At 41.1% G+C, this 11,485-nt stretch carries 10 protein-coding genes; 1 reads left to right on the forward strand and 9 read right to left on the reverse strand.

The features are described 5' to 3' along the window. Positions 1–184: 184 nt before the first annotated feature. The 6 genes from AC1DVB_RS22085 to AC1DVB_RS22110 form a co-directional block, all read right to left on the reverse strand. Positions 185–1,600, reverse strand: a complete 1,416-nt coding sequence (locus AC1DVB_RS22085) for an amino acid permease (RefSeq protein ID WP_034307751.1) — start codon at positions 1,598–1,600, stop codon at positions 185–187. 51 nt (positions 1,601–1,651) lie between these two features. Then, on the reverse strand, positions 1,652–2,413 hold the full coding sequence (locus AC1DVB_RS22090; protein ID WP_477590953.1) for a dimethylarginine dimethylaminohydrolase family protein: 762 nt from the start codon (positions 2,411–2,413) through the stop codon (positions 1,652–1,654). A 167-nt stretch (positions 2,414–2,580) separates the two neighbouring features. Further along, complete coding sequence (locus AC1DVB_RS22095; protein WP_477590955.1) at positions 2,581–3,786, reverse strand: amidohydrolase; 1,206 nt, start codon at positions 3,784–3,786, stop codon at positions 2,581–2,583. Positions 3,787–3,834: 48 nt separating this feature from the next. Then, complete coding sequence (locus tag AC1DVB_RS22100; protein WP_328118600.1) at positions 3,835–5,178, reverse strand: YfcC family protein; 1,344 nt, start codon at positions 5,176–5,178, stop codon at positions 3,835–3,837. Between the two features lie 166 nt (positions 5,179–5,344). Continuing rightward, positions 5,345–6,961 carry a M20/M25/M40 family metallo-hydrolase gene (locus AC1DVB_RS22105; protein WP_477590957.1) on the reverse strand — a complete coding sequence of 539 codons (1,617 nt, stop codon included), beginning with the start codon at positions 6,959–6,961 and terminating at the stop codon, positions 5,345–5,347. Then, positions 6,958–7,836 carry a dimethylarginine dimethylaminohydrolase family protein gene (locus AC1DVB_RS22110; protein ID WP_477590962.1) on the reverse strand — a complete coding sequence of 293 codons (879 nt, stop codon included), beginning with the start codon at positions 7,834–7,836 and terminating at the stop codon, positions 6,958–6,960. The genes AC1DVB_RS22105 and AC1DVB_RS22110 overlap by 4 nt, the downstream gene beginning before the upstream one ends. 175 nt (positions 7,837–8,011) lie before the next feature. Here AC1DVB_RS22110 and AC1DVB_RS22115 point away from each other — a divergent pair, with 175 nt between their 5' ends. Then, positions 8,012–8,752, forward strand: coding sequence for an IclR family transcriptional regulator (locus AC1DVB_RS22115; protein WP_098865372.1), 741 nt, complete (start codon positions 8,012–8,014; stop codon positions 8,750–8,752). A 302-nt stretch (positions 8,753–9,054) separates the two neighbouring features. Here the strand turns inward: AC1DVB_RS22115 and AC1DVB_RS22120 are convergent, their stop codons facing one another. Genes AC1DVB_RS22120 through AC1DVB_RS22130 form a run of 3 tightly spaced genes read right to left on the reverse strand, consistent with a single transcriptional unit; the run spans position 9,055 to position 10,923 of the window. After that, on the reverse strand, positions 9,055–9,303 hold the full coding sequence (locus AC1DVB_RS22120) for a biotin/lipoyl attachment domain-containing protein (protein WP_057277871.1): 249 nt from the start codon (positions 9,301–9,303) through the stop codon (positions 9,055–9,057). Between the two features lie 17 nt (positions 9,304–9,320). After that, positions 9,321–9,611 carry an SAV0927 family protein gene (locus tag AC1DVB_RS22125; protein ID WP_034307765.1) on the reverse strand — a complete coding sequence of 97 codons (291 nt, stop codon included), beginning with the start codon at positions 9,609–9,611 and terminating at the stop codon, positions 9,321–9,323. Between the two features lie 34 nt (positions 9,612–9,645). After that, positions 9,646–10,923, reverse strand: a complete 1,278-nt coding sequence (locus tag AC1DVB_RS22130) for a Glu/Leu/Phe/Val family dehydrogenase (protein WP_477590960.1) — start codon at positions 10,921–10,923, stop codon at positions 9,646–9,648. Between the last annotated feature and the right edge of the window lie 562 nt (positions 10,924–11,485).

Consider the following 11,485-nt stretch of genomic DNA (forward strand, 5'->3'; position numbering starts at 1 on the left):
TTTCTATTTCTTTCTCAGTAAAGAGTTTTTTTGGCATTTAATTGTTCTCCGATTCTCCCATTTTTTTCATTATACATAAAAGTACCCTACAGAGCAGACCTTTTTTTAGTGTCTACTCTATAGGGTACAGTTTAAATAACTGGCTAACCTTTTATACGAACGGGTAATCAATATAGGGACTCTATTACAATATTTTTTCATTTTCCAAGTTCGTGTTCGACTCTGCTTTCTTAGCCAATTTAAATTTATAGAATAATATACAGGCTACCAAAAATCCTATTCCATAAAACAGTCCAACTCTTTGAGTAGGGTCAAAGGCAAGGAATACTAGAATCAGCGAACAAAAGCCTAAACAAAACAACGGGACGAATGGGTAAAACGGTACTATGTATTGTAAGTCTTCCGTTTTGCCACCCGCTTTAATAAATTTCTTTCTAAACATATATTGCGATAAAGCAATTCCCATCCATGAAATCGTGACGGAGATACCCGCTATGGACATTAGTATCACGAACACAGTATCCGCCGCTATGAAGCTAGTCAATAACGAGAGAAGCGAAAAGCAGATTGTAAAAAGAAGGGCATTCAAGGGCACTTTCCTTTTGGACAATAGACCAAACACTTTTGGTGCCATCCCATCATGGGCCATCGACCAAAGTAACCTTGTAGATGCATAAAGACATGAATTCCCCACTGAAAGAATGGCTGTTAATATAATGAAATTCATGATACCTGCTGCATAAGGAATCCCCGCTATCTTCATCAAAGTTACAAAAGGACTTTCCAATAAACCTAATTCCGAAGAAGGGAATATGGCGGAAAGGATGATAATGGATGAAATGTAAAAAACAATGATTCTAAATAGTACGTTTCGAATGGCTTTAGGAATGTTTTCTTCAGGTTTTTCACTTTCACCTGCCGCTATTCCTATAAGTTCTGAGCCTTGATAAGAAAATATTACATTCATCATTGTCACAAAGATAATTGTAATGCCGCCAGCTGGAAATAGACCAGAAGGTGCCAAATTCTCGAAGAATGGGGTTGGACGATCAGATAAAGAGACAAAACCAAAGATACCAGCGATTCCAATCAAGATAAACAAAATCACTGCAACGATTTTTATTCCAGCGAACCAATATTCCGCCTCTGCAAAACCTCTTGTCGTTAATGCATTCAATGTAAATAAAAGCACTATGAACACCGCACACCAAATCCAGGTAGGACTATGGGGGAACCATTGTTTCATCAATATTCCTGCTGCCGTAAATTCAACTCCTGCAGTTGCGGCTGAGCCTACGAAATACATCCATCCTAGAGAGAAACCAGCGGAAGGCCCAATATATTCGGCAGCATATTTTTGGAATGATCCTGTAACCGGCATATGAACGGCTAGCTCGCCAAGGCAGACCATGACCATATACAAAATAAGACCGCCTGCTAGATAACCGATCAGGGCTCCTCCTGCCCCCGCTTGGTTAATCGTATAGCCAGCATTTAAAAAAAGGCCTGTACCAATTACGCCGCCAAGTGAAAGCATAAATAAATGGCGTCTTTTCATTGAGCGTTGCAGCTGATCATTATTCTCCAGTCCATACCCCATATAATCACGTCCTTATCTTATCTATTAGCCTATGCCTTCTCCCAGACCATCTTAGAACCTCAATGAGAGACAACTAAGGCCGCCATCTTGTTTTTGAAATTCAGTCATTTCCACTTCAATCACGGTGTATCCMAATTCTYCAATTTTTTTCTTTGTACCCTCAAACCCTTTCGGGACAATAACGCAGTCGTTCATTCTGACGCAGTTACCGGAATATTCTTCTTCCTCTTTTACGATGATTTGATTAAAGCTAGAAAAAGCCTCATGATTAATGAATTCTCCTGCCACTAATAAATTATTGTCTCCCAGATAATTGACACCCGTTTTTAAATGAAAGAATTTCTTAAGGGGAATGATGGTCGTGCCATAACCATACTTACCCATGATATCTTTGAACTGCAGAGCACCTGCTTCATTCGTTCTGGTTGAAAGGCCAACATAGAAGTGATCCTCAACTTGCATTACATCCCCGCCATCTAACATACCTGGAGATTGAATATATTCGATTGTGTCATAAAAGTCCTTTAAAACTTCTTTCATTTCATTAATCTCACCATTCCGGCTTTCTGCTCCAGGATTGGTTACAAGGGCACATTTTGGCGTCAACACCGCGGTATCTTCTACAAACGTGGAATCAGGATACCTCTCATCCGATTCGAGAACGGTCACTTTCACACCGCATTGTTTTAATGCTTCTACATAAGCCTCGTGTTGTACAAGCGCTTTTTCATAATTCGGGTTTCCTAAATCCGATGTTGTTAAGCCATTTACAAAACTTTTTCCAATTCTTCTTACAATCGCGTGATTAAACATATATATTCCTCCTAAATAGGTTGCTTATTTTTTAAAATGTGGGAAATTCACCTTTTTGAAATGAAATTCCTTTTTGACCTTTTTCTGTTCAAGCAGTTGCTTAACTATGACAAAAGCGAGAGAAGAGACAACCGAAAGTCTTTCTTAACTATAAGGGATGTCTCTTCTTAGTCCATGCTTTCTCGATTATTTTGATGACCGCATAATTTATCCGCTATTCCTACAAAATATCTTACTCCATACCCTAAAGCCTTCTCATCGACTTTAAATTTAGGATGGTGCAAAGGATAAGCTTTTCCAAATTCATTATCATGGACGCCTAGAAATTGCATGGAAGAGGGAACGATTTCGGAAAAAGCCGAAAAATCTTCTGTCCCAAACATAGGATCATCAACCTGGATGATATTATTTTCCTCAAAAATACCTTCCATGACCGTTCTTGAAATATCAACGGCAGCTTTATCATTCACCACCGCTGGATACCCTAAATACCAAGTGACTTCACATTTTGCCCCATGCGCTTCTGAAATCCCCTTAACGATTTGCTCTAGATACTCCCTAGCTTTCACTCGGCTATCAGCGTCCAAGGAACGAATGGTACCGCCGATTTCTGCATATTCAGGTATGACATTGAGCGCACTTCCGGAATGGAATTGGGTGACTGAAATGACAGGTGTCCTAAGAGCTGAAATTTTTCTGGAAACGATATGTTGAATATTCGTCGTTATTTCTGCACCAATGATAAGCGGATCTACCGTTAATTCCGGAGTAGACGCATGACCGCCCTGCCCAATGATTTTAATTTCAAAATCATCGGCTGCTGCACAGAATACCCCTTCCCTTAAACATATGGTTCCTGTTCGTTCATAAGGAGTAACATGCAATGCAAATGCATAATCCACTCCTTCCATGACCCCTTTTTTCACCAATTCCTGAGCTCCTCCTGGCAGAACCTCTTCGGCATGTTGGAAAATGAACCTAATTTCTCCATTAATCTCGTCTATTTTCCCGGAGAGGACTTTTGCAGCACCTAATAACATCGCAGCATGTGCATCATGTCCGCATGCATGCATAACCCCAGGATTTTTTGATTTATATTCAATATCTGCTTCCTCTTCAATCGGGAGTGCATCAATATCTGCACGAAAAGAAATGGTATTCAGTTTTCGGGGTGATTTTTTTGCGCCTTTGAGAACCGCTAAAACACTCGTTTCGGTAGGTCTTGTCACTTCTAATCCTGTAAAGGTTTTTAATTTCCTATAAATGAATTCGGAAGTCTGGTGTTCCTGATACGAGAGCTCCGGATTTTCATGAAAATGACGTCTCCATGAAATCACTTCATCCACAACTGTCTCCTGTATTGTCTTCATCATAAATGCCTCCTAGATCACTTAGTTCAAATATTCAGATTTTTCAGATCTTTAAAAAGGGCCATACTGTATGCTTTGAGCAATGATCAAAAAGATAATTGCTACGGCAACCTGAATCAAAAGATAGGGAAATACCCATTTTACCCATTTCGTAAATGATATGCCGGCCACTGCCAGTCCAGCCAATAGCACTCCAGAAGTCGGAAATATCATATTTGAAATCCCATCCCCTAATTGAAAAGCTAAAACTGCCGTTTGTCTTGTCACACCCATTAAATCCGCTAATGGAGCCATGATCGGCATCGTCAATGCTGCTTGTCCGCTTCCTGAAGGAACAATGAAGTTAAGGAATAATTGGACAATGAACATTCCGATTGCATTTATGGCGGGAGGAAGCTGCTCAACCAATCCTGCAGCATAATATAAAATGGTATCAAGCAATCCGCCACTTGTAATGATGACCAAGATTGTCTGAGCAACACCAATTATCAATGCCCCGGAAACCATATCGCCTGCTCCTGAAATAAAACCATTAGCCATCTTGGACGGAGTCAAGCCTCCGATTAGGCCCATTATGATCCCGCTTAATAAAAACAAGCCGCCAATTTCACTTATATACCATCCTAATTTAATAACTCCATAGACTAATAGGATGAAATTCACCAATAAAATAATTAAAGCAGCGCTATGTCTTTTGCTCATCCTAAAGTATTTATCAAGTTGTCCATGTTCTTCACGCCTGAATTTCCCATACTCCCCCAGTTCAGGGTTCCTTTTAACCTTCATTGCATGAAAATAGATGTACAATACTGTAACGACATAAAAAACTGCAAGAAGAGCGATTCGCAATCCCATTCCCGAATACATGGGCAATTCTGCAATGCTTTGGGCAACTCCAACATTAAATGGGTTCGTAATGCCCGAAATGAATCCAGTCGCCAATGTTCCAAGGATGACGATCGCAAAACCAGTAAGTGCATCAAAGCCTAATGCGATCGTCATCGGAACAATGATGGCGATATAAACTAATGCATCTTCAGCAGAGCCGATCAGTGTCCCTAATGATGCGAAGATTAATACCATCAACGGAATAAGCAATTTTTCTTTTGTTCCGAATCGGACAGCCACAAACTTAATGAAGGAATCCAGTGCTCCTGTTGCCTGCATGATTCCCAGTGCTCCGCCAAACAAAAAGACGAACAAGATAATTGACGCTCCTTCAATCATCCCTGCATGAATACTGCTGAACATTTCCAATAATCCCACAGGTGTTGATTCTACGAATTCAAAAGAAGTGGGATCGACTACACTTCGGCCATCCTTTTCAATTCTTTCATATTGGCCTGCTGGTAAGATATAGGTTAGAACCGTCACTATCACAATTACGATAAACATTAATACAAAAGGATTTACCCCTTTTTCCGGCAACTCCGTTAGTTGGTTAAGTGGCTTATTATTATGATTAAGCGGCTTGGAAGTGATTGGACCATTAGGAAGGTCATTCATCTTAATACCCCCAGTTAAAGTTTAATGCTATTAATCCAGTTTTCCTGTCGGACCATCACTTCTCAACCAAACACTTAAACATACTCTTTATTAACTTCTCAAGCAAAACGGGCGTATGGACAAAGGCGCTATCGATGTGAAGGCGCTCAGTACGCTGATGGGCATCCTTGCCGAATGGCCCCACATTAAGTACGGGTGCCTGAAGTTTTTGCATCTCGGCAAAAGGAATGCTGTAAGTATCGCCCCAGACTGGTGTATTTTTTTCAAAAGCCGTCCAGCCGTCAGAATCATCAGTATATTGAACATAGCTTAAATCGCAAAGGCCATTAAAATAATGAATTTGGCTGACTTCTTCATCAAACTTTCTGGCAGATTCCTTCATTAATTTCACAGATTCGATGATAAGCGGATCATCGGACGAATTGACGGCTGGATAATATGGCGGTGCGAACAGCAATACAATGGCGGGTGAAAGCTCCTGACATTGTATCATCAATTTTTCAGCGATCCGCACTGATTTTTCCCGTTCATCCAAATCCTTGTTTCCTTTAACTTCACTCTTTATTTGCTCAACAAAACTCCCGCCAAATTTGCCCTCGGCATATGAAAGTAACTTTTCGTAGCGCAATACTTGTACTTCGCCCACACCTTCAATTTCTTCACGCAGGCAAAGTTCTTTATAAGATTCATTGCATTTCATCGCTGCTTCGTTCGCAACCTGCTCGAATAGATCCATTATTTCTGCAGCTGTTCTTTTCATGATGAACACATTATAAAGCGCGGCTGCCCGATAAGGTGTCTGTGTTGAATATTGTAGTTTTAGATCTTTTTGCTGAAGCGATACTGGTAAAGGTGTTTCCTCGCCAAGGTCACTTTCCAGAAAAAGAGTGTTCCACTCCATGAGCTGCGTGAGAAACGAGGCTATATAGTTAGCGGTTATGCCCTTTAATGGCTCACCTACATGAGTTTCTTTCCCATAAAAAAGGGCAGCGGGCATGATTTTCCCCAAAGTTCCGGAATAAATATAATGATTATTATCACCCGGTTTCTGTGAAAAGGACGGTTCACTATTAAAAAACATTTTATAGGAAAGGTCATATTTATCCCGTAAAGCCACCAGTTCTTTAACTGCAGCCCTCATTCCCGCAGAATTCACTTCCTCATCCGGAACCGTTAACAACAGGAGATTGATCGGCCATTGTTCGATGCTTGCCTTTTCGATGATAGCCATATGAAGGGCAAKCCCCATTTTCATATCCATCGTTCCTCTACCAAACAAGTACTTTCCTGATTCCAGATCAATGCGCGCTTCTTCCGGCAGATCATCTTTCCTATCATGAAGTTTTTTCGTGAGCTCCTCTGGTTGAAATGCAAGAGTCTCAAGGTCACCGTATTCTTCAGTATGAACCGTATCAAAATGGCTAATTAATACTACGGTCTCCTTGCTATCGGGATGTTTATAAAAGGCATTGACAAAATTCCTTCCTAAATCTGCCTCGTGAAGCGATAAGTGTGCCGGGTTCCTTTTAAAATAATCAAGCTCCCTTAATTTCTCTTGCACCTTATAAGGGAACATTCGCTCCCCTGGTGTAAGAGTCCGGCTTTCCCAGCTAACAAGTTCACACAACAAAGCACGGAGCGTTTCTGGAGTATCCCATAGTAATTGACTCATTTCAATCCCCCTTCATCAATATTTGTACGCACCACCGGGCAGGTTAAACAGGTAGGACCTCCAGTGCCMTTGAAACTGATTTCAGTTCCTTTGTACTCATAAACTGTCGCTCCCGCATCAATTAACTTTTGCTTCGTGTAAGCGTTACCAGAAGGTATCACGCAAACCCGCGGAGCTATGGCAAGCACATTACACCCCAAGTTCAAGTACTCATCAATCGGCACTTCGATAAGCTGAATGCCTCGTTCAATAAGCAGTTTTCTGAAAAAGACAGGCATAAGGCGGGAATGAACTACCGCTAAATCATGGTCGACCATGCTGATGAAAGACATGAGATGGAGACACTCTGCCTCTCCTTGATCATGCGGAAGCTGAACTACGATGAATTCATCCACAAGATGTGCGGTCATTTCCTTTAATTGCCGAATGGCTTCAGCGTTTGTACGATAACCATGCCCGACAACCAAGGTCTTATCATCAAGCCAAACGATATCACCGCCATCCGCGACCGCATCACCCGTTAAATACCCAATGATCGGGATGTTCTTTTCCTTACAGTATTCCTTGTATACAGTCGCTTCAGGCTGCCTCGATTCTTTCCCCGACTTTAAAATAATGGCCCCTTGGATAGTGAATTTTACTGGGTCATGCGCATATAAGGAGTCAATGCCAACTACCGAAGATGCTGGCAAATAATCGATGTTTGGGACATATTTCTCCAAAATGGATATAAAGTCACCATACTCTGTTAGCGCTTCGTTGAAATCTGGCTCTTCCAAAAAGTTGAAGTTCTCCCATGTTTGGCTTAAATGCTCTTGACTAATAAAAGCTTCTTTCGGATGTTTTACAATGACACGTTCCAATGGTTTGTACATGGACGAACAAAATGTCACTGCCTCTCCCTCCTTTTCCGCATAGCGGAAAACGTTTCCGCCAATAGGAATTTTTCTTTTATTATAAATTTAGTTTTGGTATAATGTCAATATGTTTTAAATTTTCAAATAAATTAACTTTTTATTTAACTTGTATGGAAAGATAGGTGGTTTTTATATGCAATCAATCGACCGCGCCATGAACGTTATAAAGGTGCTGGTATCCAATTCTTCGGAAAACTGGCTGTCAATTACGGAACTTTCCCAAGAATGTGATCTTCCTGTCAGCTCCATGCATCGTTTGTTAAAGGCAATGTCCTTGCATGGATTAATTCAACAGGACGGGCAATCCAAACAATATGGTTTGGGGAATATTTGGCTCGAATATGGTTTACGCATGTATGACAAAATGGATTACATTAGTCAAATAAGACCTGAACTCGAAAGGCTTATGAACAAAGTGGAGGAAAGCGTCTATCTAAGCCAACCAATCGGGATGGAATCACTCGTTATCGAAAGGATCGACAGTGAAAAGAGCCAAATCCGGGTTTATGACCAGCTTGGCTCACGTGTACCTATGCATATCGGGGCTGCCAATAAAGCGATGCTTGCCTATATGCCATATAATCAAACGAAAAAAATCGTAGATGCTCTTCTGCCAACTAAAGAAAGAGCAGCTTTTTGGGATATATTGCAAGAGACTAAAACGAAGGGACATGGGATCAGTCACAGTGAAAGAACAGAGGGAACATGTTCTGTTGCCGTACCGATATTGAACCATTTTGGGGAAGTTCACGGTGCGGTGAGCATTGGTTTTGTAAGTTTTAACCTGACAGATGAAAGACTCGATTTCCTCATTAAGAATGTGATGGAAACTGGGAATCGGGTTTCTGCAAAATTGGGGTATAGGGGACCATGATAATAAGAGAGAAGTGGAGGATTATCGGATAAAACAAAAAGAAGATGAATCATATCATCTTCTTTTTGTTTGGCTCTTTTCGTAAAGATTGTTGTTTTTAAAACGAAACTATTTTAGGTTGATTGGAGCGGAAGTGCGAGACTCCTGCGGGAGCTGCGGGACAGGTGAGACCCCACAGGCGTTTACGCCGAGGAGGCTCACCGCCCGCACCAAGGAAAGCGAGCACCCGGAGGGGAAATCAACCACACTGCACTACTTCGTAAATAGCAACAAAGTATGCGAAAACAGCCTTTCGTTTTATATTAATCGCTGCCGGTCACAAATAAATCTTCTTTAAAATAGGCGAGGACCTCGCCGGCCACCACTGGTTCGCCCTCCAATACCTCCAAAGTTTCTATTTTCCCGCTGACACCAATATCAATGATTTCCACACTTCCATCTGCCTTCTTAATCTGAAATAATTGTTCCCATTCGTAAAATCTCGAATTTTTGGATATTGAAATTTTTTCAATCCTGCCATCACAAGGGCTAAGAATCACATCAACGTACATTTACATCATTCCTTCCTTCAGTATTCTTCAAAATGAAATGGGGTTTGTAAAACTAACCTTAGAAAGTTTTGGAACTCAGATATATCTTCTTGTTCAATGCCAAGGGTCGGAGCCCAGTACTGATCTAAATTAATATCATTGGCACAAAGCAGGATCATTCTTCCGCTTTGCATGGAAGTCACCATTGCTTTACCGAAAAACTGGGCCGAATATACAATGGTTACATCATATCTATAATCTTGTGACAATAAGCAATAATGATGAATAGCCTGGTTTTCTTTATTTTCGGAAAGAATATCAAAATTCAACGGATTGCCTCCTTTCTTGTAAACCCTAATTCGTTCAGAACCTGATCCACCCCCGAAGCTGGGATGCTTCTGCTATTTTGCGAATCCCTTCAATATAAGCAGCCACTTTCATGTTCATGGAATATTTTTGTGAAGTATGGTAGACATTCAAAAAGCTGGCCGTTATCTTTTCCTTCAATCGTTCATCTACAAGCTCTTCCGTCCAGTAATAACCTTGATTGTTCTGGCACCATTCAAAATACGAGACAATTACCCCTCCTGAATTCGCCAAAATATCCGGGACTAGCACTATACCTTTATCATCGAGAATCTTGATCGCTTCCTTTGTCGTCGGCCCATTTGCTGCTTCAATCAGGATTTCACATTTTAGTCGTTTTGCATTATCCTTATTCACCACTCCGCTAATGGCTGCGGGGATCAGCACATCACACTCTTTTTCCAATAATTCTTGATTGGATAATGAATCTTTGTATAAGTTCGAAACGACCCCAAAAGAGTCCCTGTTCTCCAAAAGGTAAGGAATGTCCAATCCATTCGGATCATATAAACCTCCAAGTTCATCCGCTATTCCGACAACCTTTGCCCCCATTTCATGTAAATACAATGCTAAATGACTGCCAACATTCCCGAATCCCTGGATGATTACCCGCATGCCTTCAATGGGAATCCCCTTTAAATCACAAATCATTTGAAGTGTATATAATACGCCCTTGGAAGTGGCTTTTTCCCTGCCCTTCGATCCTCCTAATCTCAGAGGCTTTCCTGTAATGAAGCCCGGTGAATCGAATTCCCTGATATGATCATATTCATCCAGCATCCAGGCCATGATTTGTGAATTCGTATACATATCTGGTGCCGGGATATCTTTTGTAGGGCCCACTATTTGACTTACTGCCCTGACATACCCTCTGCTTAATCGTTCAAGCTCAGATGAACTCATCTGTCTCGGATCACACACAATGCCGCCTTTTGCCCCTCCGTATGGAAGATCGGTTATTCCGCATTTCAAGCTCATCCATCCGGCCAATGCCTTAACTTCTTCAGGAGTGACATCCGGGTGAAACCGGATTCCCCCTTTCGTTGGACCGGCTGCATCATTATGTTGAGCACGATACCCTTGAAACATCCTTGTCTCGCCATTATCCATTTGAATAGGAATACAGACTTCCAGAAAACGCATTGGCGCTTTCAAAAAATCAAAAACCTGCTCTGGATAGTCCAAAACATGAATCGCTTCTTTTAAGATATCCTGGAATTCTTGCAGTGGATTATCCAATTGACGTTTTTCAATAACCTTAATTTCCTCTGACATTTTAGCACCTCACTTTTATTCTTATTACTTATTAAGCAACTTTCATGCCAGCTTTGAGGATATTGTATGAATGGCACCCATACCGCCATCTGTCCTCACCCATATCACACATACAATCATCAGGACATATGTATTAATTCATAAGCAATTCAGATTTGCATATGTAAAAAATGATGATTAAAAACATAAAAAAACGCATCCTTTTAGAATGCGTCCGGCTGTAGTCAAACCCCGATAATAATAAATTCTAACGTAGCCTCCAGGCACTCGCTTTCCGCGGGCGGTCCGCCCTCGGCGCCCTTTGCTCCTGCGGGGTTTCCCTCGACACGCTTTTCCCGCAGGAGGCTCGYACCTTCCGTTCCAATCAACTTTGTTTATCTTTTAAATAGAACCCTTTTGCCTACAGTCTTATTTTTTTTAAAAAAAGAAGTATTAAAACTTGAAGTCAAAAGGATACTTTCTAAACATGATTCTATTAAGCGAAATCAACTTGAAATGTTGTCATTTGGAGCAATCGAACATTTGGTTCGTATAATTGAGGCCGCCATTGGTATCTCTTTCA

This window comes from Peribacillus sp. P4_D6 (assembly GCF_056401795.1).